A 26,684-nucleotide genomic window follows, 5' to 3' on the forward strand; every position below is an offset into this window, starting at 1 on the left:
ATATTCTCTATCCCACATGAACTAGCAGCATAAACTTGATTAGTTAAACGAATCCTCATTTAAAAGACCCTATAATTAAATGTCCCACCTATAAAAACGTACGGTTCAAACTCAAAGAAAGCGTTTACTATTAATTGATAAATAATACTTATTAACGAACAACATATATACTAATTTTCCCATTACATTATGATACATCTTATCATCATAAACTAAAGGAAACAACGAGCTTTTTTTGTCATGTTTTGACTAAAAAAAGCAGGTGATTTCTCATCACCTGCTTTAATTCCTACTCATTCAATAAATAATGCTTTCCTTTTACTAAATAAAAGACATTTTCAGCAATATTTGTAATATGATCTGCTACACGCTCAATATATCTCGCCACAAATGATAATTGTGTAATTTGCGTAATTGCTTCTGGTTGTTCCGGAACTGAAGATATAAACTCACGAATTGATTTTCCATATATTTCATCAACAGAATCATCCATTTCAGCGATTTGTTTCGCAAAAGTTAAATTTTCTTGTTCATATGCTTCTAACGCTAAATGCAACATCTCATTTGCAATCGCAAACATTTCATCCAGGTTGTGCAAACTAACAGCCACTTCTTTTTCCCCAAGACGAATTGTAGCCTTTGCAATATTAACAGCATGATCTGCAATACGCTCTAAATCTGTCGCTGTTTTAATTGAAATAAAGATCCTTCTTAAGTCACTTGCTACAGGTTGCTGCTTCGTAATAAGCATAAGTGCAAGATCGTTTATTTCCTCTTCTAAATTATCCATGCGGTAATCACCATCAATGACCTCTAACGCTTTCTCTACATCCCTTGTATGCAGACCTTCCATAGCAATCAATAAAGCCGCATTTGCTAATTCTCCAAGCTCGATTACCTTTTGCTGTAACACTTTTAAATCACCTTGAAACTGTTCTCTTACCATTTTTTCTTCCCCCTCAATATTATGTGCCATTATATATAAAGTGAAACTTTAATCAACCCTCATCAATCGGGCTTTTACAGGCGGCCCGCCATCTAACTTCTTTGCTTTTGTTGAATTTTGAAATCCGGTCTTACTGCCCGCAAATAGCGGGATAAATCTCCTACATAGCCTCTTACACTTGTAATAAAACTTAAAATAAAGGAAGTATTACTTCCCTATTAAAGTGAGATAAAAATAAGAAATGCCCTCTGTTAAGAGGGCATTTTCTCTTAGCTTTGCGACGATATCAGCCAAAGCGACCTGTAATATAATCTTCTGTACGCTTATCTGAAGGAGTCGTAAATAATTTGTTTGTATCTGTATACTCCACAACTTCCCCGCTTAAGAAGAAAGCAGTTTTGTCTGAAATACGCGCTGCTTGTTGCATATTATGCGTTACGATAACAATACTAAAGTCTTTCTTTAACTCTTGAATTAATTCTTCTACTTTTAATGTTGAAATTGGATCTAATGCCGATGTTGGCTCATCCATTAAAATAACGTCTGGCTCAATAGCTAAGCAGCGTGCGATGCATAGACGCTGTTGCTGTCCACCAGATAAACCGTATGCATTATCGTGCAAACGATCTTTTAATTCATCCCAAATCGCTGCTCCACGTAAACTTTTTTCAACAATTTCATCTAATGTCTTTTTGTCACGAATACCATGGATTTTTGGACCGTATGCTACATTCTCATAAATAGATTTTGGAAATGGATTTGGCTTTTGGAACACCATTCCTACATGTGTTCTTAATTCTTCAACTGGATATGATTTATCAAATATATTGCGTTCTCTATATTCAATTACACCTGTAGTTCGAACGATCGGTACTAACTCTACCATGCGATTTAACGTTTTTAAGTACGTTGATTTACCACAGCCACTTGGACCGATAATGGCTGTAACTTCATTCTCATGAATACTTAAATTAATATCTTTTAAAGCATGGTCTTCCCCGTACCATAAATTTAAGTTTTTCGTATCAAATACTACTTTCTTTGGCGCAGTCTCGATTTTCTCTTCGTTTTTCACCTGTACATTTACTACTGTTGCTACCATTTGAATTCCCCTTTCATCCACTTCCAACTTATTTTCGATTTCGTAACCATAAAACAAATATATTGATAAATAGCAACAAACCTAACAAAACAATCATCCCAGCTGCTGCTACATACTGAAATTCTTCTTGTGGCCTACTCATCCAATTAAAAATTTGGATTGGTAAAACTGTAAATCTATCAAACATACTAAATGGAACATAATTCGCAAACGCAAGTGCCCCGATCACTAATAGTGGTGCTGCTTCTCCAATTGCTCTTGATATCGCTAACGTACAGCCCGTTATAATCCCTGGAAAAGCATATGGCAATACAATTTGATACATCGTTTGCCACTTCGTAGCACCTAATCCGTAAGAACCCTCTAATAATACACTTGGTACTGATCGGATTGCTTCTTGACTCGCCACAACAACTGTTGGTAAGACGAGTAAACTCATCGTCAGTGCTGCTGCAACTATACTCTCTCCTAAATGAAGAGCATATACAAAAATAGTTAAACCAAGCAATCCAAATACAACGGATGGTACTCCTGCTAACGTTTGATTATTAATCTCTACTATTTTTTTAAATAGAGATTCCTTCGCATATTGCTCTAAATAAAGAGCTGTTCCAACTCCAAATATAAAAGAAACAGGTATAACAATACTCATAAATAATATTGTCCCTGACAAAGCTGCAGCAATACCAGCTTCTTTCGGATTACGTGAAGCGAAATTTGTAAAGAAATCTATTGAAAGATAACTTATGCCTTTTTCAACAATTTGAAACAGTAACACAGACAAAATTGCGATTGAAAATAAAATTGCTATATAAAATAACAATTTGTAAATTCGATCTTTTAAAAAGCGTGATGCCATGTTTTTTTGTATTTTATTATGATTCAACATTCGCATATTATGTCATCCTCCTAAAACGGCGCATAATAGACTGCGAAATGATGTTCATAATAAAAGTAAACATAAATAAAGTTGCACCTACAGCATACATGCTGTAATACGTAACCGTTCCATGCGGAGCATCACCTAAACTTACTTGCACAATATAGGCTGTTAACGTTTGAATAGAATGTGTCGGATCAAGCGATACATTTGGTGTGGATCCTGCTGCAATTACAACGATCATCGTTTCACCAATTGCACGAGAAGCCGCTAATATAATTGCTGCCATAATCCCTGTAAAAGCGGACGGAAACACCACTTGTTTTACCATTTCAAACCGCGTCGCTCCGAGTGCTAATGAAGCTTCTTTCGTCCCTTTCGCCACAGATCTCATCGCGTCTTCAGATAGAGATGCAACTGTAGGCATCATCATAAATCCGATAACGATTCCTGGACTAATCGCATTAAAAAACTGTAAATCTGGTATAATCCTTTGTAAAAGCGGTGTAACAATTGTTAATGCAAAAAAACCGTATACAATTGTCGGGATACCTGCTAATAGCTCTAACATCGGCTTTAATATTTTCCGTGCACTATTTGAAGCATATTCGCTTAAAAATACAGCACACGCTAAACCGATAGGAATTGCCACAAACATAGCAAGCGCTGTTACAAGGAACGTTCCACATATAAGTGGTACTATACCAAATTTAGGATCTTCAAAAAATGGTAACCATTCTTTCTCCGTCAAAAAGGAGTATAGTGATATTTTTTGAAAAAACATGATTGTTTCATTAGAGAGCGTAAAAACAATTCCAAGTGTCGTCACAATAGAAACGCTAGCAATTATTTTTAGTAATAAAGGTACTATTCGATTGATTCGCTGCGTTTTTTTTCTTTGCTTTTTATTTCTTTCAATCAAATGTTGTACAGAAAATGTAATTTGATTTTTGTCATTATGAGCCAAAGATGAAAACCCCTTTCCACCCTGACATTACCTTTTTATTTCTGTTAACATACGCAGCTGTTCATTGTATTTTTCTTTTCGCAATTTTACATAACCGACCTCTTCAGCGAGGTTACCAACATGCTGAATCATAAACTCAACATAGTTTGCTACATTCATTTTATTTCGGATAGATGCATTATTCACATAAGTAAGTAGCGGCCTAGATAACGGCTTATATTTACCTGATTGAATGGTCTCTTTCGTCGGAAATACACCATTTACTTTTATTGCTTTCACCTTATCTCGATTAGCCATATAATAAGCATATCCTACAAAAGCAATGGCATGTTTATCATTCATTACCCCTTGCATAATAACTTGATCGTCTTCAGACAAAGAGACTTTTTTTACAATGCGATGATTTTGTAAGATGACATTTTGAAAATAATCATACGTACCAGAGTCTACGCCTGGTGCATAAAAGTTCACTTGTTCACGTGGCCATGTTGAATGAATTTGTGACCATCGCTTCTCACTTCCATCTTCACTCCACAGTAGACGTAACTCGTCTACTGACATATCGTCTACCCATGTATTGTGCCAATTCACAACAATTGTAAGACCATCGTTAGCCACCTCAAAAGGTGTGAATTGAATAGAATTTTTCTTCATTTCATTTTTCTCGACTTGTTTCATTACTCTCGAAGCATTATTTATATCTACTTCTCCTTTACCGAAACGATTAAATCCTCCCCCAGTTCCAGAAATACTGATGGAAATTTTCACGTCTGGATGCACCTTTGTATATTCCTCCGCTACTGCTTCTATAATAGGAAAAACCGTTGAGGATCCATCAACTCTCACTTCTCCCGTATCATTTAAAGCAAATGCAGTAGACATTTCAAAACAGAGGAACCATATTGATAGTACGAAAATTTTAATCGGTGTACGCATCCATTTCACGTGTTCTTCCTCCTAGAAGTAACCGGAAATAACAGGATTACAGATATAAGAATACTGCTAAACTATTAATTCGGTTTTAATTGTTTGTAAAAGTTTTGTAAAGTTCCACAAAGATCAACATACGATACAATTTTAATCAGTAGTAGCTATTCATTTTCTCTGATGATTTCCCTATAAAACAGTTATCCCCTATCTCATCATATACAAGTATCATTTATACGGCCGCGTGTTTTTCAGTGTTGTATACTTGTCCACATTTATTACACGATATGCATAAACCATAAAAAAAGCACACTATCTTTTCAGATAGTGTGCTTTTTTACAATTTTTTTATTCATCATCTTGATCTTTATTTTTATTGTCTTTGTCATCTTTTGGAGTTTCACCATTTACTTCTTTGTTTTTCAAATCAAAGTAAGCGTCCATAATTTCACGACCAATATATCCATTAATACCAGTCTTATCATCATGTACCCACGGAACGACAACAGAGAATGCTACTTCTGGATCTTCAAGTGGCGCATAACCTACTAATGTTAGGTTATATGTTTCCACACGTTCACCGTTTGCCTTTCTACCAATCTCTTTATCTCCGCCATACACAGTTTGCGCGGTACCTGTCTTCCCTGCCGCTTTATATTTTGCACCTGTAAAGTATTTTGTAGCTGTACCACCTGAATCATTATACACTTGTCTAAATCCTTCTTGAACACGTTTAATTTGCGATTCTGGCATATCAACACGATTTAATACTTTCGGTTCCATAGATTGAACAACTTTCCCAACTTCATCTGGTTTCACTGCTGGTTGACGAATTTCTTTTACAACTTGTGGTTGCATACGATATCCGCCATTGGCAATCGTCGAAATATATTGCGCTAATTGAAGCGGTGTATACGTATCATACTGTCCAATTGATAAATCTAGTAAGAAACCTGGTTGACTACTTCTACCCATCTGACCAGCAGATTCATTGGGTAAATCAATTCCTGTTTTTACACCCAGTCCAAACTGTCCGAAATAATAACGCATCGTATCAAATGCTTTTTGAGGTATATCTAACGTACCACCTCTCACATATGGAACACCGGCGATATTCATCGCTGTTTTAAACATATAAACGTTAGAAGACATTTTTAAAGCTGTAAGGTCATTAATGTATCCCATCGTTTTCCAAGACGATTTCGTAGGTGTACCTTTTAATTTAATTGGTTCATCCAATTGCACCGACCCTGGTTGAATCGCACCAGTTTGATATCCAGTAAGTACTGTTGCACCTTTTACAGTTGACCCCATCGGATAAGAACTTGTCATGGTACCTAATGCAAAGTCATTTACTTTCGTTTGACCATCTTCGTTAACTAATTGTTTCCCCGCCATAGATAAAACTTCACCATTTTTTGGATTCATCATTACAACGAATGCGCGATCTAAAAGAGGTTCGCTTCCTTTAAATCTCATTAAATTCTTCGCAAGAATATCTTCCACACGCTTTTGTAATTCCATATCAATTGTTAAGTTCAAGTCATTACCACTTTGTCCTTTTGATACATTAATCGTTTCTAAAATATTACCGTTTTTATCTGTAACATTTCTAACTTCTGCTTTCGTACCGTGCAGGCTATCTTCATACTGTTGTTCAAGATAACTTTTTCCTACTCGGTCATTTCGATTATAATCACGAACAAGATAGTAATCTAGTCTTTCTCTCGGTAAGCCTTCATCAGATGTCGACACCCCACCAAGTACACTTCGGAATAAATCATCGTACGTATATTTTCGATCCCAATCAACATTCGTATCTACACCTGGTAATGCTGCTAGGTTTTCACTAATAATCGAATATTCCTTTTCTGTAGCATCCTTTTTAATAACTTGAGGTGTCATTGCATATCCGCCGTCCATCTTACTTTTAATCGCTAATATTTCTAGATCTTTTGCGGATAATTGATTAATCTCTTCTTCTGTTACACGACTTCGCTGACGCTCGTCTAATTCTTTATCATCAATTTTTTTATCTTTAAACTCTTGACGATCTTTATTCGTAATTTTTTCTTTAGCTTCCTCTTTATGCATAGCAAGCCAATAATCTTTTTTATCGCGATCTGTTAATTTATCTGTCGGTACTTCAATCAAATCTGCTAGCTTTTTCGCTGTTTCTAAGCGATCCTCTGCCGTTGATCCTTTCATTTTTGTAAATGTAATAGTACGAATGGCTGCATTATCTACTACAGGTCGCCCATAACGGTCAAATATTTTCCCACGCGGTACAGGATTACTTATCGTTGAGTTTTCTTTCTTCTCCACTTCATTCTTATATTCTTCACCGCGAACAATTTGTACATATCCGAGCCTTACAATAACCGCGGAGAACATTAAAAACACGCAGAAAAACAGCACGTTTAACCGAAAAGGAACGTGGGTCTTTTTCTTATTTTGCTTCTGCTTCTTGCTCATACAAACCCCCTCTACCAACAGCTATGTAATGTGAAAGGGACACCTTCATACAGGTGTCCTCACTGCTGTTTTACATCTTTTTCTATTCTAGCATAAAACAAACGAGAAGTTAACCTTCTGGTTCAGTTTGATTCTGCGTAGTTCCTTGCGTTACAACACTTGTTTTATCTGCATTTTCCCCATCATATTTGACATTTTTAACTGCAAAATAAATAAGAAAATGTCCAGCACCTAAAATACATAATAAGTAAGGTAAACTTTTTTCAGGTGGAAAGAATAGTACAGCACATAAAAAACTTAAAATGGAACAGATTCTTCCGGCATTTAACCATAACTCCCGGACAACGACATATTCCACACGCCATTCTCTCGCATTTTTAGCTCTACCAATTACGTCATATGTCATTGACCCGTATGGAACAAGTAAAATAGGATATGCAACCGCAATACATGCCGCATAAATAAGTAATTTCGTGTATGTAACATTGAAAATAACTAAAAAGACGACAGCATATAAAATAATGCCCCCAAGTAAAATTGCTTTTTTTCGCCACTCTTTCTTTAACATGCGAGCGACCAAGTAATAACATACAAAGGATACAGCAGAGTTCACTAAACTATATTTCCCTAATGCGAACTCACTATTAGTTGCTAAATACACATATACTGAAATGACAAAAATAAACGTTCCTTCTCTCAATCCTTGGAAAAAATGAGCTCGTGTAATCTTTCCCCAATTTTTATCAACTCTTCGTTCTTTCAATACTTGTACAATTTCATAACGCCCTTCACATTCTCTTTTAGATAAAAAGAAACTTAAGACGACAGCAATTGCAAATAAAACTAATGAAAGAAAGAATATAACAGTATAACCACTCCATTTCTCCATGCGTGAAATTGTGTATCCTGCTGCTATTGGTCCAATCATCCCAGAGAAAGATGTAAGAAGTCCAAGAAATCCATTAAAGAAATCTCTTGTTTCTGGTTCTGTAATTTCAAATGTCAATAAGTTAAAAGCCAACCAGTAAAAACCGTATCCTACTCCTAAAAGAGCCCCCATTAATAAAATATACTGAGAAGCACTTTTTCCAGCCACTAAAACAACGATAAAAAAAATTGCGAGCGTTCCTACTCCTATTCGTAATAAAATCGAGCGATCGATACGTTTCGCTAATTTCCCCCCTACAAGAAATGTGAGAGGCTGTAATACAACGCTGGCCAAATTATACAAGCCAAGATTCACATAATTTTGTGTTTGCTTCCATAAATAAATATTTACAAACGTATTCGATAAAGAAATTGCGAGCGTGTATAAACCTCCTATAAGGAGCAATAACACTAAATCCCGATTCACTTCAACGTCACCAATTATATGTTTCCACTTCATACACAACTCTCCTTTACTTCATGTTCTAGTCTTCCAAAGACAAGCCCAATTATGTAAAAGGAAAGCATAGAAAAAAGCTAGGGGCTCTCCCCTAGCTTTTTCTATATTTATTACGATTATTTTGCTTCTTGGTAACGTTTTTCAGCAGCGTTCCAATCTACAACGTTCCAAAATGCGCCGATGTAGTCTGGACGACGGTTTTGGTAGTTTAAGTAGTAAGCGTGCTCCCAAACATCTAAACCGATAACTGGAGTTTTACCTTCAGTTAAAGGAGAATCTTGGTTTGGAGTGCTTGTTACTTCTAACTCACCATTGTTTACTACTAACCAAGCCCAACCAGAACCGAAGCGAGTTGCGCCAGCTTTTGCGAATTCTTCTTTGAATGCATCGAAGCTACCGAATTTCGCTTCAATTGCAGTTGCAAGTTCACCTACAGGTTGTCCTCCGCCGTTTGGAGATAAGATTGTCCAGAAGAATGTATGGTTAGCGTGTCCGCCACCATTGTTACGTACTGCTGTACGGATCGCTTCTGGTACTTCGTTTAAGTTTGCAACTAATTCTTCTACGCTTTTGTCAGCTAATTCTGCATGACCTTCTAAAGCAGCGTTTAAGTTTGTAATATACGTGTTGTGATGTTTTGTATGATGGATGTTCATTGTTTCTTTGTCAAAGTGAGGCTCTAAAGCATCATACGCATAAGGTAAATTTGGTAATTCGTGTTTTGCCATTGTTATATTCCTCCCAGTTTATGTATTGCCACTTAGTGACATACAACTTCATTCTACCCTAATTGCCATAGGGTGCAAACAAATAAATCACATTGTCTTGCTATCATTAAAGTAGCAAAATTCCCACTTCTTTTCAATTAAAATGCTCATATATTCCGTAAAAAAAGCTTCCTTCTACAAGGAAGCTTCCTGCTAACATAATAAACATGCGAAATGGATATGGACCCTGTAGGACTCGAACCTACGACCGGACGGTTATGAGCCGTCTGCTCTAACCAGCTGAGCTAAGGGTCCACAATTATGTATGTAACAACATATCAAATAAAGGAATTCCTATCGGATATGCCCTTTAAGAAAGGTAAGATAAATTTACCATATAGAAAAGAAAAGTGTCAATTGTATTTTTCTTATTTAAAAGAAGAAAGTTAATAAAAAGAAATTTAGTTATCTCCACTATATGTAAATATAATATATCTTGAGATTCTCTAGATTCCTACGTTACAATGATTTTATACATACATAAAGGAAGTGAATCTATGTCCATATTTACCCAATTCGTAAAAAGCATATACTCGCCTAAAGATATGGCGCTATTCCGTTTTCAAAAAATCGGTAAAACCATTTTGTATATTATGCTACTTTGCTTAATTACTACTATTCCAAGAACTTTTTTGTACGGTAGTTTTATCCAAGATGGTGTAGGCATGGTAAATCAAGTCATCGATAAAGATTTACCTGACTTTAAGATTGAAAATGGCGAACTAAAAGCCGATATTGATCAACCCATTGAAAAAGAAGAAGGAAATGCACTTTTCGTATTTGATCCAAATTCAACAGACCTAGAAAAATATCAAAATAAAACAGGTTTATTTGTTTTAAAAGATAAAGTAGTCTCTATGGGAAATGGTCAAACACAAACGTATTCTTATAACGATTTGTTAGGTGCATCTCTTGAGAAAAAAGATCTACAAGAATTTATTTCTTTATTCGATAATATTTATCCAATTTTATTATTCGTTATCGGATTCTTAGTGTACCTATTCCAATTATTCATCACTTTTGTAGGCGTGACTTTACTTGCGTTCATCGGTTCTGCTATGAGCGGTCAACGTAAACTATCCTATAAACAAGTTTGGACACTAACTGCATACAGCTACACAATCCCAACCATTTTCTTCATGATTATGGATTTATTCAAAATCGTCGTACCTGGGGCAACATTCATTTATATCGCTGTTGTTTTAATCGTTCTATACTTAACGATTAAAGAGGTACCCCAACCGAAAGAAAAATAAAAAAATGCCTAAATAGGCATTTTTTTTTTGGACAAGCATATATTCCTAGCAAAGGAGTGAAGAATATGAAGAGGTTAGGTATATTCCTATTCGTGCTTGTTCTCGGTTATGTATTTTATTACGATATAAAAATCGGTACTTTACCGATGTTAAGTTCATATAAAAAAACAACCTCTGCCCAAACGATTAAAAAAGAGAACGCAGACAACCAACAAAATAAAGAGAATAAAACAGAAAAAGAAACGGATACATCTTATAAAACAATTGAAGTAAAAACTGGTGAGACAGTTCTTTCTATTACAGAACAAATTAACAAGAAAAAAATTCCTTCCATAGAAAAAGTCATTGACGACTTTAAACTATTAAACAAAAGTACATCTGCTACAAAAATCCAAATTGGAAAGTCTTATAAATTCCCGTTATATCAATAAGCTATCACTTAATCCTTGTCAATTACATAAAGGCGCTGATACAATAGTAAAAGTGAAACCGAGCACTTCGGTTTCTATAGCCCTATATCACGTATACTATCATTGATATGAGGGACTAAATAAGAAACTTCTTTTATAAGGAGAGCGATCTATTCGTGAATGAAATGACTCATCGTACAAAAACACGTCCAGTTAAAGTCGGTAATTTAACAATCGGCGGTAATAATGAATTAATTATACAAAGTATGACAACAACAAAAACACATGATGTTGAAGCAACAGTTGCTGAAATCAAGCGTTTAGAAGAAGCCGGCTGTCAAGTCGTCCGCGTTGCCGTTCCAGATGAACGCGCAGCAGATGCTATTGCTGATATAAAAAAACAAATCAACATTCCACTTGTTGCTGATATTCATTTTGATTATCGCCTTGCTTTAAAAGCAATTGAAGGTGGCATTGATAAAGTACGTATCAATCCAGGTAATATTGGTCGTCGCCATAAAGTAGAAGCTGTTGTAAATGCAGCAAAAGAGCGCGGTATTCCAATCCGTATTGGTGTAAACGCCGGTTCATTAGAGCGTCACATTTTAGAAAAGTACGGGTACCCAACTGCAGATGGTATGGTTGAGAGCGCGCTACATCATATTAAAATTTTAGAGGACTTAGATTTCCACGATATTATCGTATCTATGAAAGCCTCTGATGTTAACTTAGCAATCGAAGCATACGAGAAAGCTGCTCGCGCTTTTGATTACCCATTACATTTAGGTATTACAGAATCTGGAACATTGTTTGCTGGAACTGTAAAAAGTGCCGCTGGTCTTGGAGCAATCTTAAGTAAAGGCATCGGAAATACACTACGTATTTCATTAAGTGCTGATCCAGTTGAAGAAGTAAAAGTTGCTCGTGAATTATTAAAATCATTCGGTCTTGCGTCTAACGCAGCGACACTTATCTCTTGTCCAACTTGTGGTCGTATTGAAATCGATTTAATTAGCATCGCTAACGAAGTGGAAGAATACATCTCTACACTTCAAGTACCAATTAAAGTTGCAGTACTTGGTTGCGCTGTAAATGGCCCTGGTGAAGCTCGTGAAGCTGATATCGGTATTGCTGGTGCACGTGGAGAGGGATTATTATTCCGTAAAGGGCAAGTCGTTCGTAAAGTACCAGAAGAAACAATGGTAGAAGAACTGAAAAAAGAAATCGACGTAATTGCTGCTGAAATGGCTGCTGAACGAGAAAAAGAAAAAGAGACACAAGAACAATAAAAAGAAGGTTGCCACAATATTTGTGAGCAACCTTCTTTTCTACGTAAAAAAGCTCGTCAGTTATATAACCGACGAGCTTTTACTTTGCACATTTTGGACAACGACCATATATTTCAAACTTATGACCCGTTACTTCATAACCAGTAAAATCTTTATTCATAAAATCCATTGGGCAGGAAGTAATCTCTTTCGTCCCCCCACAATCCAAACAAATAAAATGATGATGATGTTCCATAATAGAACAAGTAAAACGAAAATGTTTTTCACCATTTAATTCCGTTTGTTCTAAAACACCAATCTCAGCAAAAACTGTTAAGTTACGATAAATCGTATCAAAACTAAGCCCTGGATAGTCGTCTTTCATATGCTCTAAAACGTCTTTCGCAGTTAAATAACGATTATGTGCTGCAAATAATCTGAGCATCTCTTCTCTTTTTCCAGTATGTTTGTATCCTTTTTCTTTCATTAGGCGTAAAGCTTCCGTTAGATTCATACCTATCCCTACTTTATGCAGTTTTTTTCTTCTTCCATAAAATCGCACCGATTAAAATAAGAACTGCTATCATAACAATTGTACCACCTGGCGCTAAATCAAGTTGATACGAAGCAAACATTCCACCAATAACTGCAATTTCACCAAATAAAATGGAAAAGAAAATTGTTTGTTTAAATCCTTTAGCAATACGAATACTCGCTGCAACTGGCAACGTCATTAATGATGATACGAGAAGAACCCCTACTACACGCATTGATACTGCAATGACAAGAGCAACTAATATAATGAAAATAAAGTGAATCCATTTCGCTCTTAAACCAGTTGATACTGCGTATTCCTCATCAAATGATAGTAGAAACAGCTCTTTATATAATAAAATAATTGTCGCAACAACAACAATTGCTACAATCCCAATAATAATTAAATCCGTACTTGTTACAGCACTAACACTACCAAATAAATAACTAAATAAGTCTGTGTTAAATCCATTTGCAAGTGAAATGAAAATAACTCCAACTCCCATCCCTGCCGAAAGGATAATCGGAATTGCTAATTCTTGATAGTGCTTATATACAGTTCTTAACTTTTCGATTAGTAGCGCTCCACCAATTGAAAAAATCATCCCCATATATAAGGGGTTTAAAAATCCACCTGTAAAAATGGTTTTTTCAAGTAATAAACTTGCTGCAATACCTGATAACGTCACGTGACTTAATGCATCCGCAATAAGAGATAAACGACGAATAACAACAAACACACCAATTAGCGGTGCAACAAGTCCAATTAAAATACCTGCGTATAAAGAATTACGTAAAAAGTCATATTGTAAAAAATCTTGTATCATTATATCCTCCCGTGATGCTCATGTTCGTGTTCTAAACGATGAACATGATGTCCATATAAGACCGACATTTCTGCATCTTCTAACTCTCGGAACTTCTCTACATTTCCATGGAAATGTAGATGTTGGTTTAGGCATGCAACATGTGTTACTTTTTCGGTAACAGCTCCCATATCATGAGTAACAAGAATTAATGTGATTCCCAATCTTTTGTTTAAATCCTCTAATATTTCGTAAAAACTTTCCACATTTTTTACATCAATTCCAACAGTAGGCTCGTCTAAAATAAGCAATTCAGGATCACTAACGAGCGCACGAGCAATAAATACACGCTGTTGCTGTCCACCAGAAAGCTCTCCAATGTTACGACCTTGAAACTCACTCATCCCTACATCAGCAATTGCTTTTTCTACCTTTTTCTTATCTTCTTTTGTGAAAAAGCGAAAAAGCCCTTTTTTCGAAACAAGTCCCATTGACACAACTTCAGAAACAGTTGCTGGAAAACCAGAATTGAAACTATTTGCCTTTTGGGATACATAACCAACTTTGTTCCATTCCTTAAACTTCTTACTATCAACGCCAAACACGCGAATGCTTCCTTCTTTTGGCTTTAAAACGCCTAATAAACACTTAAGTAAAGTTGATTTACCTGAACCATTCGGTCCCACTAAACCTAAAAAAGCTCCCTTCGGAACTTGCAAATTAATATTTTCTAACACATTCCGATCTTCGTATCGGAATGTTAAACCTTCAATCTCTAATATATTATTCATAGCATCTCACCTATTTTAATTCAGAATGATTCCGATTTATATCTATTTGAATTATAGTACAGCTTATTATAGTTGTAAACCAATCTGCCTAAAATATATCTATTTTTTCAAGAAACCTTACTATTATAACAAAAAGCAGAGAAAAATTCTCTGCTTTCGAAAAATATTCCTATAAATTTTTAGTGAATAGCCGATTTAAACTTACCACCATTTGTCTCTTGCGTGTTCATAATCGTCACAAACGCATTTTCATCAATTTCATGCACAATTGATTTTAACTTCGTCACTTCTAGACGCGTTACAACTGCATAAATAACTTCTTTTTCTTTATCCGTGTAACCACCTTTTGCTACCAGCTTTGTAGTTCCACGGCCAAGACGATGCAAAATCGCGTTTGATACTTCCTCGTATTGATCAGATACAATTAAAACCGCCTTCGTTTCATCTAGCCCTTGAATTACTGTATCGATCGTTTTAAATGCAATATAGTAGGTCATAACAGAATACATCGCTTGTTCCACACCAAACACAAATGCTGCCCATGCAAAAATAAATAAGTTCACAAACATTACGAATTCACCAACAGAGAACGGTAATTTCTTCGTTAATAAAATCCCCATAATTTCAGTTCCATCTAACGACCCACCATGACGAATTACAAGTCCTACACCAAGACCTAAAATAAGCCCACCAAACACTGTCGCTAAAATAGGTTCTGTTGTAAATGGTGGCACCGCATGTAACGTTGACTCAATGAAAGCTAACGCTACAATACCAAATGTCGAAGATAACATAAATGTTTTTCCAATTTGCTTATAACCCGAATACATAAATGGGATATTGAGAACAACGACTAAAGTAGAAAAACTTAACCACCAAATGTTAGGAGTAAGATAATCTAATATAAGAGAAATACCAATAATTCCACCATCAATAATTTTATTTGGCATTAAAAATAGTTCAATCGCTACCGCCGCGCATGCTGCTCCAAAAATAATCATAACTAAACGATAAATGAGATGAATAACACTTTCTTTTCGATGTTGCTTTTGCTCCATAGGTCCTCCCTTTACTCTTTTTCTGTAGTTTTGTCCTTATATTATAACATACGCTTCTTTTCCTCATGAAAAAAGAAACTCCATACGAATATGTACAAGCTATATGCTCATATATTTCGATAGAAGAACGCGTGAAGGAGGATAACAAGATGAACCTCATAAAACAAATTGTTAATAAAAAATTAAATCATATTTCTACAAAAGAGTTATTAAAATATAGCAAAGAATATGAAGTTTCTATTACGACTGCACAAGCTGACCAAATCGTTTTACTTATGAAAGGTAAAAATATTAATATTTACGATAACAACGAGCGACTAGAGCTCTTAAAACAGATCGCAAGAGTAACTTCCCCTGCCACTGCCCAACAAGTAAATACATTATTTCAGCAACTACTAAAATAAGGAGGGGATTTCCCCTCCTTATTGTGCTTTAATTTTTTCAAGAATCCCTTCATCAAAATTACCGTTTTTCAGCATTTCGATTTCCAATTTGTATGGTGGTTTCTTATCTTTTTTATCTTCCCCTACATACGGTGTTTCAAGAATTTTTGGTACATGCATTAACTGTGGATGATGTACAATGTGATGCAATGCTTTATACCCAATGTGACCAAATCCAATATTTTCATGACGGTCTTTTCCTGCTCCGCGTACATTTTTACTATCGTTAATATGAAGTACTTGTAAACGATCTATACCAACGATCTTATCAAATTCGTTTAACACGCCGTCAAAGTCATTTACAATATCATATCCTGCATCGTGCGTATGGCACGTATCAAAGCATACAGATAGCTTTTCATTATATTTTACACCATCAATAATCTTTGCAATTTCTTCAAAGCTACGACCGCATTCTGTTCCTTTTCCTGCCATCGTCTCTAATGCAATGTTAACCGTCTGTTCTGGCGTTAATACTTCATTAAGCCCTTTAATAATTTGTTGAATACCAGCATCTGCTCCAGCACCAACGTGCGCTCCTGGGTGAAGAACAATTTGTTTCGCTACACCTAATGCCGATGTTCTTTCAATTTCCATACGAAGGAAGTCTACACCTAATTGGAATGTTTCTGGCTTTGTCGTATTCCCAACATTAATAATATACGGTGCATGGACGATAATCTCCTCAATTCCATTCAGCTCCATATGTTTTCTTCCTGCTTCTATGTTCAATTCTTCAATTGGTTTTCTTCGTGTATTTTGCGGTGCACCTGTATAAATCATAAACGTCGTTGCACCATATGAAACAGCCTCTTCACTTGCTGCTAATAACATTTTCTTACCACTCATGGAAACATGAGATCCAATCTTTAACATACAATCACCTCTTCAATATACAATAGATATAATGATAGCATAATTTGTAGAAATATGTAGTGAATTGTTTGTTCACAAAAGACGCACTACACAAATTTATTTGACTATTTAAACAGACTATACTCTTCATTTAAATTAGCGGGATTAAAAAAAGATAAGGGAAACCCCTTATCTTTTTTTATTGCTATATTTTCTCTTCACTTTGTCACGTTCTGTTGCAAGTTTACGTTTATAGTTTGGTTTTACTTTTTTCGGTTTTTTAATAACTTTCGTTGCCATAACATCAAGTTCGTCATTTGGTTTTTTACGGCTCTTACGACGACGACGCTCACCTAAATCCGCCCACTCATCTCCACGTAAATCTACATGTTTAAACTCGATATGACGTTGTTTTTCTAAGCTATCTAACGCTTCTTCGTTTGCTGGATCATAAATCGTCACTGCAATACCAGAATGCCCCGCACGTGCTGTTCTTCCAACGCGGTGAACGAAGAAATCTAAATCTGATGGTAGCTCATAGTTAATAACATGGCTAATCCCTTCAATATCAATACCACGTGCTGCTAAATCAGTCGCAACAATATATTGGAATTCAAGGTCACGAATTTGTTTCATCATTTTTTTACGATCACGTGGTGATAAATCCCCGTGAATTCGTCCAACTTTTAAGCCGCGTTCCATTAATCCATCAGCAACTTGATCCGCCATCTTTTTCGTATTCGTGAAAACAACTGCTAAATACGGTTTAAATTGAAGTAGCATTTTATTCACTAAATCAATTTTATTACGATGTTTAGAAGGCACTAAATAGTGTTCAATGTTTCCAGCTGCAACTTGTTTTGGATTGATATGAATATGCTCTGGATTCTCCATATATTTCTTCAGAAACGGTTTTAGTTTTTGAGGAATTGTTGCAGAGAAAACTAGCATTTGCAAGTTTTTAGGCATACGTGCTGCAATTTTATCTACATCATGAATAAATCCCATATCAAGCATTAAGTCTGCTTCATCGACAATAATCGTATTTGCTTTATGAACAAATAATGCTTGTTCTTCAACTAAGTCTTTAATACGCCCTGGTGTCCCAACTACGATATGAGGTTGTTTTTTCAATTTTTCAATTGAACGTTGTTTATCAGTTCCACCAATTAAACAACGCGCTGTAATCATTTGATCTTCCGCACAGAATTTTGTTAATTTCACAATCTCTTCGTAAATTTGTTGTGCTAACTCACGAGTAGGTGCTGTAATAACAAGTTGTACTTCTTCACGGCTTGCATTAATTCTGTTTAATGTAGGAAGTAAGTATGCATGTGTTTTCCCAGAACCTGTTTGGGATTGCCCAATTACACTTACACCTTTTTTCACGACCGGGAAAATTTTCTGCTGAATTCCTGTCGGCTCTGTAAAGCGTAGTTCACGAACTGCATCTATTAAAAATGGTTTAAAATCATACTGTGTAAAAGTTTTTTGTGTCATAAGTTACACCTTCTTTCTAAAATTTCTACTGCGCGCACAAATCAGTCAAGTCTACATTATATCGAAATCTACAAGTAAAATCCATCTTTAGTTTAGGTTTTCACTTCAAAAACTAACCTTCTTCCCTTTTATTGCATATTGTATGTGTATATACCTAACTGAAGAAAGGAGGATTTCTCACATGTTTCCGAAATCCCCTACAAGGCAAATGTATCCGAATCAAGGACAACAACCTTATACACCATATCCCATTCCACAACTACCACCAATGGCGCAAAAAAAGAAAGGTTTTCTTGCTAAGCTTTTTAAAAAACACGATCCAACCGAGCCTTTTATGCAAATGGTTCCGCCTTACCGACAAATGGAAGGCCCATCGATGATGCATCAGCAACCACCGCCGCAGCAATATCAACAGCAATATCAGCAGCAATACCAGCAACAATATCCTCAGCAACATCCACAATATCACCCATACATGCAGCAACATCCTGAGCAAATGATACCGCCTCAAATGTATGAATCAAATGAAACGCGCGGCGGGGCAGCAACTACAGCTGCAGCAAGCAGTGGCATCGGCAGTTTTTTTTCGAATTTAATTTCGAATCCAACTAATATGATAAATAACATCGAAAAAGTATCCCAAGTCGTTCAATCTGTAGGTCCTGTCGTCGAACAGTACGGTCCTATTATGCGTAGTCTACCAAGCATTGTTAAAATCCTCACCTCTGGAAAAAGTACGGAAGAAAATCAAACGGAAAATGTAACAGAGCCAGTTGAGGTAAAAAGTCCGCCTCCTACACCTCAAAAAAAGAAACGAAAACGAAAGAAAATAGTGATTGAACCTGTAATAGAAAAAGAGTTACCGAAAGAACCAGTTCAACAAACAGCAACAAAACCAAAACTATATGTGTAACAATCCTTTGTTTTCTATCCACTCCTCCTTTATAATGTAAAAGACTATGCACAAAAGTATCCCTTGTTTAGAAGGAGAGGATTACTCATATGAAAATTGTTAAAATTTCCCCTCGTGGTTATTGCTACGGTGTTGTCGATGCAATGGTAATTGCACGTAACGCCGCATTAGATAAATCATTGCCGAGACCCATTTATATTTTAGGTATGATTGTTCACAATAAACATGTTACAGACGCTTTTGAAGAAGATGGAATCATCACATTAGACGGTCCAAGTCGCTTAGAAATTTTAGATAAAATTGATTCTGGTACTGTTATTTTCACTGCACACGGTGTTTCTCCAGAAGTTAAACAACGCGCAAAAGAAAAAGGTTTAACAACAATCGATGCCACTTGTCCAGATGTTACCAAGACGCATGACCTTATCGAAGCTAAGAAAGCGGAAGGGTATCATGTCATTTATATCGGTAAAAAAAATCATCCAGAGCCAGAAGGCGCAGTCGGTATTGCACCTGACATCGTTCACCTTATCGAAAGAGCCGATGATTTAAAAACATTAGAAATCCCAACAGATAAAATTTTAGTAACGAATCAAACAACAATGAGTCAATGGGATGTTCAACATTTGATGGAGGACATTCAAAAAAAATTCCCAACAGCAGAATTCCATAAAGAAATTTGTTTAGCAACCCAAGTTCGCCAAGAAGCTGTCGCTAAACAAGCTGATGTTGCAGACTTAACAATTGTTGTTGGTGATCCGAAAAGTAACAATTCAAATCGCTTAGCACAAGTATCACAAGAAATCGCAGGTACAAAAGCATATCGAGTTGCTGATGTAAGCGAAATCCAATTAGAGTGGCTACAAGGTGTAGAAAACGTAGCTGTTACAGCAGGTGCTTCTACTCCAACTCCAATTACAAAAGAAGTTATCGCTTTCTTAGATCAATATGACCCAATGAATCCCGCTACATGGGAGAGAGTTCGAAAAGTACCGTTACAAAAAATATTACCTCGTGTAAAAGTGAAAAAAGAACAATAATAAAAACCGTTGCCTATATGAGCAACGGTTTTTATTTTTCTTATACAAATGTAAATGGATCTGTATGTAATTGCGAAGCATGAATGTGTACATTGAGTTTCTTTGCATCCACTTTTTCTTGTAATTGCTTTCGCACACCTTGCTTCATTACTTTTTCAACGTTATGTCCTGGGTCAACTATATTTAAACCGAGCATCATCGCATCATGAGCAACATGATAATACATGTCACCTGTTACATATACATCCGCTCCTTTAAATTTAGCTTGATTGATGTATTTGTTACCATCACCACCAAGTACAGCTACTTTGCGCACTTTATCATCTAATTTCCCAACAACTCGTGCACCCTTTACATCTAATGATTGCTTTACATGTTCTGCAAACTGTCCAAGTGTCATTTCTTCTTTTAAGTATCCTATTTTCCCAAGCCCTAATGTTTCGCCTTTGTTATCAAGTGGATACACATCATACGCTACTTCTTCATATGGATGTGCCGTTACCATCGCTTTAATCACTTTTCGTTGTAGTGAAACTGGAATAATCGTTTCGATCCGCACTTCTTCTACGCGCTCTAACTGTCCAGTTTCCCCTACATAAGGATTTGTCCCCTCTTGAGGTACAAACGTACCTGTACCCTTGCTACTAAACGTACAGTGGCTATAATTGCCGATATGACCAGCACCTGCGTCTCCTAATGCTTTTCGTACTTCTTCTGCATGAGTTACTGGCACAAACACAACAACTTTTTTCATTTCTTCCGCATATGTTGGTGCTAGAACTTCTGTATTTTGCAACCCTAACGCCTCAGCAAGTAAATCATTTACTCCGCCCTTGGCAACATCCACATTTGTATGCGCTGCATAAATGGCAATATCATTTTTAATACACGTTTCAATAATTCTTCCGTACGCTTTATCTGTATGAATCGCTTTTAACGGATTAAAAATTAAAGGATGATGCGCGATAATGACATTCGCTCCTAATTGAATCGCTTCCTCCACAACTTCCTTCGTTACATCTAACGCAATCAATACGTGTTGTACAGATTTATTAAGCGCTCCAATCTGCAGACCAATTTTATCTCCTTCCATCGCCAAATGCTTCGGATACATACTTTCAAATAAAGAAATAATTTCATGGCCGTTTGGAATTTTACTCATGATAAAATCTCCCCTATCATTTTCATTTTCGCTTCTACTTCTGCACGTTTCGCTTTTGTTTCTTCAGAATTAGCCGCACGTTCTAACTGTTTTAAAATATTTTGGAAGTTTTTCAATTCCCCTTCCCATTTCTCACCAAAAGCTTCATTTTTCTCTTTTATTAGAAATGGCCCCATAAACAATCCCGCTTGTTTATTTTCCGAGTAAGGTGCTTCGACATTTCCTCGCTCTCCTACTAAAATCTCGTAAATTTTCCCATCTTCTTTTACGATTTTTTCATGGATAAGCTCCCAACCATTTTCAACAAACCATTCACGAATATGATGCGCTGCAATATTCGGCTGTAAAATTAAACGTGTTACACCTTCTAATTTTTCTTTACCACTTTCTAAAATGTCACGAATTAACGCTCCGCCCATTCCAGCAACCGTAATAACATCTACTTCTCCTGGTGCGATAACAGCTAATCCATTCCCTTTACGTACATCTACTTTATCTTGTAAGCCACTTTCAGCTACAGTTGCTTGTGCAGAACGAAATGGTCCATCTACAACTTCTCCTGCAACTGCTTTTGTAGCAATATTATTTATAATTGTATAACACGGTAAATACGCATGATCCGATCCAATATCAGCAACTGTAGATCCTACTGGTATTTCACGCACAACTTCTTCTAATCGTTTTGAAAGCTTTACTTCATTCATGTATTTCCATTACTCCTTCTCTTGTCAGTCTGTCTCCATGATAATGAATTTATAGTAGTTGTTGCAAGCCCATAACAACAATTCATTTCTCTATCATTCATCGTATTTTAGAAAATATAGAAAAACAAGCCCTTTGCATAAGCAAAAGGCTTGTCATACGGGACTTTATTTCTTCTTCGATAACCAATCAGCTACTTTAGTGGCTTGATCAGCTGGAACTATATTGGCAGGCATATTGCCCTTTCCTTTCGAAAGAATTTCTTTAATTTCATCCTTTGAAAGTTTCCCACCAATTTTTTGTAAGTTAGGTCCTACCGCCCCTTGTAACTGATCACCGTGGCAGCTCGTACAGCTTTGCTTCACAATATCCTCTGGTTTTGATGCTGTTTGTGCTGGCTTCCCGCCATTTTTTGCATCAGCTAACTCTTTAGATTTATTTAGCCCCTGAAATGAAAATACAAACATAACGATAATACCTAATGCTGCAATAAGAGCGAACGGAATCAGCGGATTACGTTTCATATCTCTTCTCCCCCCTCTATACCCCTAAATAGTTAGATGATTCAGTCATTTCCATTGTACTTGAAAACGCTCTATCAGAAAAGAGTAAACTACTACTTGTTAAAAATATTCCATAAATTCAGTTTATTGTTTTTTATTGTCATATAGCTTATTATTTCGATAATTATTAACGTTTCTCATCATATTTTTCGCTTTTCTACATATATTTTTGTATAGAATAAACAAAATTAATCGAAAAATCGAAAAATGAGCATTTGCAAATCAAAAGACAATTCTGTAAAATAAATTACAAGAAATTGTAATCGTTGCCGATAGCTAAATTTTAACAAAAATTAACAAAATAAAAAAGTTTACTTCACAAAGGTGAAGTAAACTTAAAAAATAACCTATTCTAAGAAATCCTTAAGACGCTTACTACGACTTGGATGTCTTAATTTGCGAAGTGCTTTTGCTTCAATTTGACGGATACGCTCTCTCGTTACGCCGAATACTTTCCCAACTTCTTCAAGCGTACGAGTTCGTCCATCATCTAAACCGAAACGAAGACGCAGAACATTTTCTTCACGATCTGTTAGTGTATCTAACACATCTTCTAATTGTTCTTTTAGCAATTCATAGGCTGCATGGTCCGCAGGCGATGTTGCTTCTTGGTCTTCAATAAAGTCACCTAAATGGGAGTCATCTTCTTCACCAATTGGTGTTTCAAGAGAAACTGGCTCCTGTGCAATTTTTAAGATTTCACGTACTTTTTCTGGAGCAAGATCCATTTCTTCACCAATCTCTTCAGGAGACGGTTCGCGACCTAAATCTTGTAATAATTGACGTTGTACACGAATTAACTTATTAATCGTTTCAACCATATGAACTGGAATACGAATTGTTCGCGCTTGGTCTGCAATGGCACGTGTAATAGCTTGGCGAATCCACCAAGTTGCATACGTACTAAATTTGAAACCTTTACGATAATCGAACTTTTCAACAGCTTTAATTAGACCCATATTACCTTCTTGAATTAAGTCTAAGAAAAGCATACCACGGCCTACGTAGCGCTTTGCAATACTTACTACAAGACGTAAGTTTGCTTCTGCAAGACGACGTTTCGCTTCTTCATCGCCTTCTTCAATACGCGTTGCAAGTCGAATTTCTTCTTCTGCAGATAGTAAGTCTACACGACCAATTTCTTTTAAATACATACGAACAGGATCGTTGATTTTAACCCCAGGTGGTACACTTAAATCATTGAGGTCAAACTCTTCTTCTGTTTTTGTAATTTGGCGATTATTAGGGCCTTCTTCGTTGTCATTATCACCAACTAAGTCAATGCCTTGTTCACCTAAATATTCATAGTATTCATCCATTTGATCGGATTCAATTTCAAATCCATTCATGCGTTCTGCAATCTCTTCATATGTAAGAACGCCACGTTTTTTTCCGAGCTCAGTGAGTTGCTCTTTCACTTGCTCAAGGGTCATTTCAGTTTCAATTTGTTTAGAACGAGCTGGTTTGTCAGCCATCTGTTCCCCTCCTTACGCGAGATACAAACATTCATTATACTAAAACTTTATCAAAAAAGCTATTTTCTCGCTTTTTGATTTTGTAAATATGCTACATAATATTTAGCAGCCTCTACAGGATCTGTTTTTTCCATTTGTTTCACTTTAAAGATGATCTCCATCTTTTCAAGTTTTTCCTGATGGCGTCTAAGCGTCTCCAAATGGCCTTGCAACACTTCTTCTGTGTATTCTGGATTAATAAATTCATCCGTCGAAATATCAGTGATAATATTTTTCAACTTTTCATCAGAGAGCCAACTTAAAAATGTTCCGACTGAAGGTTCATTTCCCTTTTCATAATATGCGTATAGTTCATATAAAATCCCTTTATGTTCTTCTGTATGAAAATCTTCTATATGGGATTCCATACGAACAGCTACTTCTGCACTTTGCAACATATGGTAAATAATTTCTCTTTCCGCTCTTTCAAAACCTGTTAACTTCGGTTTTGTTTGAACGACTTGAGACGGTTTAGCAACCTGCTTTATTTGTTTTTGCTGTACCTTTTGTTCTTTGCGATATTGGTGCAATTGATTCAAAAGTGTTTCCATTGAATACGAAAATTCTTGCGATAATGACTTCAAATATGACTCTGCCTGCATCGCATCTTGTAACAACGATAACTCTTTTAAAACACTTTTCACATATTCTTCTTTGCCAGACTCATCTTGCAAATTTTTCCCTAAACGCAAATAATTTATTTTAAAACCAACAAAACTCACACTTGATTTCACAAGATTTTCAAAAGCGGTAGTCCCATATTGTTGCACATATTCATCAGGATCAAGCTTATCTGGCAAGGATGTGACTTTCACTTGGCAACCAACTTTTAGCAATAATTGCCCTGCTTTCATCGTCGCTTCTCGCCCTGCTTTATCACCATCATAGCAAAGAACAACAGTTTCAACGTTACGTCGCAGAAGTTTTGCTTGTTCTTCAGTTAAAGCCGTTCCCATTGTCGCAACGGCTTCTTCCACGCCACTTTTTACCGCAGCTAGTACATCGGCATATCCTTCAAAAAGAACCACTTGCCCACGCTTTCTAATAAACGGTCTTGCTTGGTGGAAGTTATACAACAATTTACTTTTGTGAAAAATTGGCGTTTCCGGGCTATTTAAATATTTTGGAGTGTCATCTCCTAACGCCCTTCCACTAAACGCTATCACCTTACCTTGTAACGTATAGATCGGGAACATAACTCTTCCACGGAAGCGATCGTAATGACTACCATCCTTCTCACTTCTTATTAGAAGGCCAGCTTGTTCCATACTAGACAGCGATAAACCTCTTTTTTGTAAAATTTTCGTCGCTGCATCCCAAGCAGGTGATGCATAACCAATTTCAAACTTCTCAATCATCTCTTTCGTAATACCACGGTTTAATAAATATGAAAGTGCTTCATTTCCCTCTTCCGTATTTACTAATAAATGATGATAATACTTTTTCAATAATTCATGAGCTTGTTGCATGATGACAGTGTCATCAGATATGTCTTCTTGTTGTCCTTGCCCTGATGTGTACTCTGCAACCGCAATTCCATTTCTTTCGCCTAGCTTTTGAACAGCCTCGGTAAAAGCCAGTCCTTCCATTTTCATTAGAAATGAAAATACATTTCCGCCTTCTCCACATCCGAAGCAATGAAAAATTTGCTTATCAGATGAAACAGAGAATGAAGGAGAATTCTCACCATGAAATGGACAAAGGCCGAAATAGTTACGCCCCTGTTTTCTAAGTTGAACGTATTCACCAATTACTTCTACAATATCGGATGATGTCCGAATCTGTTCAACAACTTCTTCGGGAATTCTGTTCCCCATAACTCCATCTCCGTGTCGTATTTTGTATTCGATATAAATTAAAAAATTCCTTTATAATTCGACAATATTTTTCTAAACTTGTTAGAAAGTGTTGCCGATTACATTGTATAAACGGTTTTGAACCTTTCCTATAGGTCCTTTATCTGCATAAATCGCAGATACATACCTGCTATATAAAATTGTATACATTTGCTCATCTGTTACAAATGTACCTCTTAGAAACAATACATATACACCTTTTTACAAGAAGAGTAGCAAGTCACATATACTGTTTGATCTTGAGATCTGTAGCTTTTTCATGTTGATCCATATAACAATCAACTCCATTTTGTTCAGTATCTACAAAGATCCAATTGCCTTGCTATTTCCTTAAAGGATGAGCATATGATGCGACAAACAAAATTCCGACATGAAATTCCGCTCCAACTTGCACAATTTCATTCTTCACGGGACATGCATCTATACCAACTAATATGTTGTTGATGTTTTGCATATTTCTGTATTCTACATCCCTTCTGTGAATCCTTCCATAATGTGCGTTTTCTTGTATATATTTTGTCGATTTAACGTAATTACATGTCTTTTTCGTAAATCCTATCCC

At 36.1% G+C, this 26,684-nt stretch carries 26 protein-coding genes and 1 tRNA gene; 6 read left to right on the top strand and 21 right to left on the bottom strand.

Features of this window, described 5'->3' with window-relative positions:
* Positions 1-289 precede the first annotated feature (289 nt).
* From phoU to MR167_RS02305, 9 genes are all read right to left on the bottom strand, one after another.
* The gene (phoU, locus tag MR167_RS02265) at positions 290-946 is read right to left on the bottom strand and encodes a phosphate signaling complex protein PhoU (RefSeq protein ID WP_000251245.1); all 657 of its coding nucleotides are present in this window, start codon (positions 944-946) and stop codon (positions 290-292) included.
* Between the two features lie 286 nt (positions 947-1,232).
* Entirely contained in the window at positions 1,233-2,048 is an 816-nt protein-coding gene (gene pstB, locus MR167_RS02270) for a phosphate ABC transporter ATP-binding protein (protein ID WP_000226681.1), read from the bottom strand.
* A 28-nt stretch (positions 2,049-2,076) separates the two neighbouring features.
* On the bottom strand, positions 2,077-2,943 hold the full coding sequence (gene pstA / locus MR167_RS02275; protein WP_242313829.1) for a phosphate ABC transporter permease PstA: 867 nt from the start codon (positions 2,941-2,943) through the stop codon (positions 2,077-2,079).
* A 1-nt stretch (position 2,944) separates the two neighbouring features.
* Positions 2,945-3,895 carry a phosphate ABC transporter permease subunit PstC gene (gene pstC / locus MR167_RS02280; protein ID WP_000940890.1) on the bottom strand — a complete coding sequence of 317 codons (951 nt, stop codon included), beginning with the start codon at positions 3,893-3,895 and terminating at the stop codon, positions 2,945-2,947.
* Between the two features lie 27 nt (positions 3,896-3,922).
* On the bottom strand, positions 3,923-4,840 hold the full coding sequence (locus MR167_RS02285; RefSeq protein WP_000871820.1) for a PstS family phosphate ABC transporter substrate-binding protein: 918 nt from the start codon (positions 4,838-4,840) through the stop codon (positions 3,923-3,925).
* A gap of 330 nt (positions 4,841-5,170) precedes the next feature.
* Positions 5,171-7,297, bottom strand: a complete 2,127-nt coding sequence (locus MR167_RS02290) for a peptidoglycan D,D-transpeptidase FtsI family protein (protein ID WP_063675686.1) — start codon at positions 7,295-7,297, stop codon at positions 5,171-5,173.
* Between the two features lie 109 nt (positions 7,298-7,406).
* A complete protein-coding gene (locus tag MR167_RS02295) occupies positions 7,407-8,684 on the bottom strand; it encodes an MFS transporter (RefSeq protein ID WP_000871388.1) in 1,278 nt (425 codons plus the stop codon).
* 116 nt (positions 8,685-8,800) lie between these two features.
* Positions 8,801-9,412 carry a superoxide dismutase [Mn] gene (gene sodA, locus MR167_RS02300; protein ID WP_001052031.1) on the bottom strand — a complete coding sequence of 204 codons (612 nt, stop codon included), beginning with the start codon at positions 9,410-9,412 and terminating at the stop codon, positions 8,801-8,803.
* A gap of 220 nt (positions 9,413-9,632) precedes the next feature.
* Positions 9,633-9,706, bottom strand: a tRNA-Ile gene (locus MR167_RS02305).
* A 242-nt stretch (positions 9,707-9,948) separates the two neighbouring features.
* Here MR167_RS02305 and yqgB point away from each other — a divergent pair.
* The 3 genes from yqgB to ispG all read left to right on the top strand — a co-directional run bounded on the left by yqgB (position 9,949) and on the right by ispG (position 12,406).
* Positions 9,949-10,707: a protein YqgB gene (gene yqgB, locus MR167_RS02310; protein WP_000021895.1), complete on the top strand. Its 759-nt coding sequence runs from the start codon at positions 9,949-9,951 to the stop codon at positions 10,705-10,707.
* 65 nt (positions 10,708-10,772) lie between these two features.
* Complete coding sequence (gene yqfZ / locus MR167_RS02315; protein WP_098832680.1) at positions 10,773-11,138, top strand: protein YqfZ; 366 nt, start codon at positions 10,773-10,775, stop codon at positions 11,136-11,138.
* Positions 11,139-11,302: 164 nt separating this feature from the next.
* Positions 11,303-12,406 (top strand): flavodoxin-dependent (E)-4-hydroxy-3-methylbut-2-enyl-diphosphate synthase, encoded by a 1,104-nt coding sequence (gene ispG, locus MR167_RS02320; RefSeq protein WP_153578351.1) that lies wholly within the window; start codon positions 11,303-11,305, stop codon positions 12,404-12,406.
* A 79-nt stretch (positions 12,407-12,485) separates the two neighbouring features.
* Here ispG and MR167_RS02325 read toward each other — a convergent pair whose 3' ends face one another.
* From MR167_RS02325 to MR167_RS02340, 4 genes are all read right to left on the bottom strand, one after another.
* Positions 12,486-12,899: a Fur family transcriptional regulator gene (locus tag MR167_RS02325; protein WP_001054516.1), complete on the bottom strand. Its 414-nt coding sequence runs from the start codon at positions 12,897-12,899 to the stop codon at positions 12,486-12,488.
* Between the two features lie 13 nt (positions 12,900-12,912).
* On the bottom strand, positions 12,913-13,746 hold the full coding sequence (locus MR167_RS02330; protein ID WP_000613815.1) for a metal ABC transporter permease: 834 nt from the start codon (positions 13,744-13,746) through the stop codon (positions 12,913-12,915).
* Entirely contained in the window at positions 13,746-14,516 is a 771-nt protein-coding gene (locus MR167_RS02335) for a metal ABC transporter ATP-binding protein (RefSeq protein WP_001059662.1), read from the bottom strand. Before MR167_RS02335 ends, MR167_RS02330 begins: the two co-directional genes overlap by 1 nt.
* 179 nt (positions 14,517-14,695) lie before the next feature.
* The gene (locus MR167_RS02340) at positions 14,696-15,574 is read right to left on the bottom strand and encodes a YitT family protein (protein ID WP_000435962.1); all 879 of its coding nucleotides are present in this window, start codon (positions 15,572-15,574) and stop codon (positions 14,696-14,698) included.
* Between the two features lie 149 nt (positions 15,575-15,723).
* Between MR167_RS02340 and MR167_RS02345 the strand changes: the two genes are divergently transcribed.
* Positions 15,724-15,978 carry a DUF2624 domain-containing protein gene (locus MR167_RS02345; protein WP_001048959.1) on the top strand — a complete coding sequence of 85 codons (255 nt, stop codon included), beginning with the start codon at positions 15,724-15,726 and terminating at the stop codon, positions 15,976-15,978.
* An 18-nt stretch (positions 15,979-15,996) separates the two neighbouring features.
* On the opposite strand, the gene MR167_RS02350 is transcribed toward MR167_RS02345, so the two are convergent.
* Together MR167_RS02350 and MR167_RS02355 are read right to left on the bottom strand one after the other, a co-directional pair.
* Positions 15,997-16,893 (bottom strand): deoxyribonuclease IV, encoded by an 897-nt coding sequence (locus MR167_RS02350; protein ID WP_000912458.1) that lies wholly within the window; start codon positions 16,891-16,893, stop codon positions 15,997-15,999.
* A gap of 168 nt (positions 16,894-17,061) precedes the next feature.
* Positions 17,062-18,372, bottom strand: coding sequence for a DEAD/DEAH box helicase (locus MR167_RS02355; protein ID WP_000192443.1), 1,311 nt, complete (start codon positions 18,370-18,372; stop codon positions 17,062-17,064).
* Between the two features lie 181 nt (positions 18,373-18,553).
* On the opposite strand from MR167_RS02355, the gene MR167_RS02360 reads away from it, so the two are divergent.
* Entirely contained in the window at positions 18,554-19,285 is a 732-nt protein-coding gene (locus MR167_RS02360; RefSeq protein WP_242313831.1) for a YqfQ family protein, read from the top strand.
* Positions 19,286-19,374: 89 nt separating this feature from the next.
* On the top strand, positions 19,375-20,325 hold the full coding sequence (locus MR167_RS02365) for a 4-hydroxy-3-methylbut-2-enyl diphosphate reductase (protein ID WP_000706658.1): 951 nt from the start codon (positions 19,375-19,377) through the stop codon (positions 20,323-20,325).
* Positions 20,326-20,365: 40 nt separating this feature from the next.
* Here MR167_RS02365 and MR167_RS02370 read toward each other — a convergent pair whose 3' ends face one another.
* The 6 genes from MR167_RS02370 to MR167_RS02395 form a co-directional block, all read right to left on the bottom strand.
* Complete coding sequence (locus MR167_RS02370; RefSeq protein ID WP_242313832.1) at positions 20,366-21,487, bottom strand: Nif3-like dinuclear metal center hexameric protein; 1,122 nt, start codon at positions 21,485-21,487, stop codon at positions 20,366-20,368.
* Positions 21,484-22,191 (bottom strand): tRNA (adenine(22)-N(1))-methyltransferase, encoded by a 708-nt coding sequence (locus MR167_RS02375; RefSeq protein ID WP_001006546.1) that lies wholly within the window; start codon positions 22,189-22,191, stop codon positions 21,484-21,486. The genes MR167_RS02370 and MR167_RS02375 overlap by 4 nt, the downstream gene beginning before the upstream one ends.
* A gap of 165 nt (positions 22,192-22,356) precedes the next feature.
* The gene (cccA, locus tag MR167_RS02380; protein ID WP_000828142.1) at positions 22,357-22,713 is read right to left on the bottom strand and encodes a cytochrome c550; all 357 of its coding nucleotides are present in this window, start codon (positions 22,711-22,713) and stop codon (positions 22,357-22,359) included.
* A gap of 386 nt (positions 22,714-23,099) precedes the next feature.
* On the bottom strand, positions 23,100-24,227 hold the full coding sequence (gene rpoD / locus MR167_RS02385) for an RNA polymerase sigma factor RpoD (protein WP_000764066.1): 1,128 nt from the start codon (positions 24,225-24,227) through the stop codon (positions 23,100-23,102).
* Between the two features lie 59 nt (positions 24,228-24,286).
* Positions 24,287-26,083, bottom strand: coding sequence for a DNA primase (dnaG, locus tag MR167_RS02390; protein ID WP_000528221.1), 1,797 nt, complete (start codon positions 26,081-26,083; stop codon positions 24,287-24,289).
* Positions 26,084-26,164: 81 nt separating this feature from the next.
* Positions 26,165-26,308 (bottom strand): hypothetical protein, encoded by a 144-nt coding sequence (locus MR167_RS02395; protein ID WP_000479749.1) that lies wholly within the window; start codon positions 26,306-26,308, stop codon positions 26,165-26,167.
* Positions 26,309-26,684 lie beyond the last annotated feature (376 nt).

Origin of the sequence: Bacillus cereus group sp. BfR-BA-01355, assembly GCF_022663675.1 — a bacterium.
GTDB classification, from domain to species: domain Bacteria; phylum Bacillota; class Bacilli; order Bacillales; family Bacillaceae_G; genus Bacillus_A; species Bacillus_A thuringiensis_S.

Excerpts from the sequence above, each read along its gene's own strand:
- dnaG (WP_000528221.1), bottom strand. The coding sequence starts at position 26,083 with ATGGGGAACAGAATTCCCGAAGAAGTTGTTGAACAGATTCGGACATCA.
- MR167_RS02335 (WP_001059662.1), bottom strand. The coding sequence starts at position 14,516 with ATGAATAATATATTAGAGATTGAAGGTTTAACATTCCGATACGAAGAT.
- MR167_RS02290 (WP_063675686.1), bottom strand. The coding sequence starts at position 7,297 with ATGAGCAAGAAGCAGAAGCAAAATAAGAAAAAGACCCACGTTCCTTTT.
- pstB (WP_000226681.1), bottom strand. The coding sequence starts at position 2,048 with ATGGTAGCAACAGTAGTAAATGTACAGGTGAAAAACGAAGAGAAAATC.
- MR167_RS02370 (WP_242313832.1), bottom strand. The coding sequence starts at position 21,487 with ATGAGTAAAATTCCAAACGGCCATGAAATTATTTCTTTATTTGAAAGT.
- rpoD (WP_000764066.1), bottom strand. The coding sequence starts at position 24,227 with ATGGCTGACAAACCAGCTCGTTCTAAACAAATTGAAACTGAAATGACC.
- cccA (WP_000828142.1), bottom strand. The coding sequence starts at position 22,713 with ATGAAACGTAATCCGCTGATTCCGTTCGCTCTTATTGCAGCATTAGGT.
- pstA (WP_242313829.1), bottom strand. The coding sequence starts at position 2,943 with ATGCGAATGTTGAATCATAATAAAATACAAAAAAACATGGCATCACGC.
- MR167_RS02355 (WP_000192443.1), bottom strand. The coding sequence starts at position 18,372 with ATGACACAAAAAACTTTTACACAGTATGATTTTAAACCATTTTTAATA.
- yqgB (WP_000021895.1), top strand. The coding sequence starts at position 9,949 with ATGTCCATATTTACCCAATTCGTAAAAAGCATATACTCGCCTAAAGAT.
- MR167_RS02340 (WP_000435962.1), bottom strand. The coding sequence starts at position 15,574 with ATGGAGCAAAAGCAACATCGAAAAGAAAGTGTTATTCATCTCATTTAT.
- MR167_RS02325 (WP_001054516.1), bottom strand. The coding sequence starts at position 12,899 with ATGAATCTAACGGAAGCTTTACGCCTAATGAAAGAAAAAGGATACAAA.
- MR167_RS02360 (WP_242313831.1), top strand. The coding sequence starts at position 18,554 with ATGTTTCCGAAATCCCCTACAAGGCAAATGTATCCGAATCAAGGACAA.
- MR167_RS02350 (WP_000912458.1), bottom strand. The coding sequence starts at position 16,893 with ATGTTAAAGATTGGATCTCATGTTTCCATGAGTGGTAAGAAAATGTTA.
- MR167_RS02365 (WP_000706658.1), top strand. The coding sequence starts at position 19,375 with ATGAAAATTGTTAAAATTTCCCCTCGTGGTTATTGCTACGGTGTTGTC.
- MR167_RS02295 (WP_000871388.1), bottom strand. The coding sequence starts at position 8,684 with ATGAAGTGGAAACATATAATTGGTGACGTTGAAGTGAATCGGGATTTA.
- MR167_RS02375 (WP_001006546.1), bottom strand. The coding sequence starts at position 22,191 with ATGAATGAAGTAAAGCTTTCAAAACGATTAGAAGAAGTTGTGCGTGAA.
- MR167_RS02345 (WP_001048959.1), top strand. The coding sequence starts at position 15,724 with ATGAACCTCATAAAACAAATTGTTAATAAAAAATTAAATCATATTTCT.
- ispG (WP_153578351.1), top strand. The coding sequence starts at position 11,303 with ATGACTCATCGTACAAAAACACGTCCAGTTAAAGTCGGTAATTTAACA.
- phoU (WP_000251245.1), bottom strand. The coding sequence starts at position 946 with ATGGTAAGAGAACAGTTTCAAGGTGATTTAAAAGTGTTACAGCAAAAG.
- MR167_RS02330 (WP_000613815.1), bottom strand. The coding sequence starts at position 13,746 with ATGATACAAGATTTTTTACAATATGACTTTTTACGTAATTCTTTATAC.
- yqfZ (WP_098832680.1), top strand. The coding sequence starts at position 10,773 with ATGAAGAGGTTAGGTATATTCCTATTCGTGCTTGTTCTCGGTTATGTA.
- sodA (WP_001052031.1), bottom strand. The coding sequence starts at position 9,412 with ATGGCAAAACACGAATTACCAAATTTACCTTATGCGTATGATGCTTTA.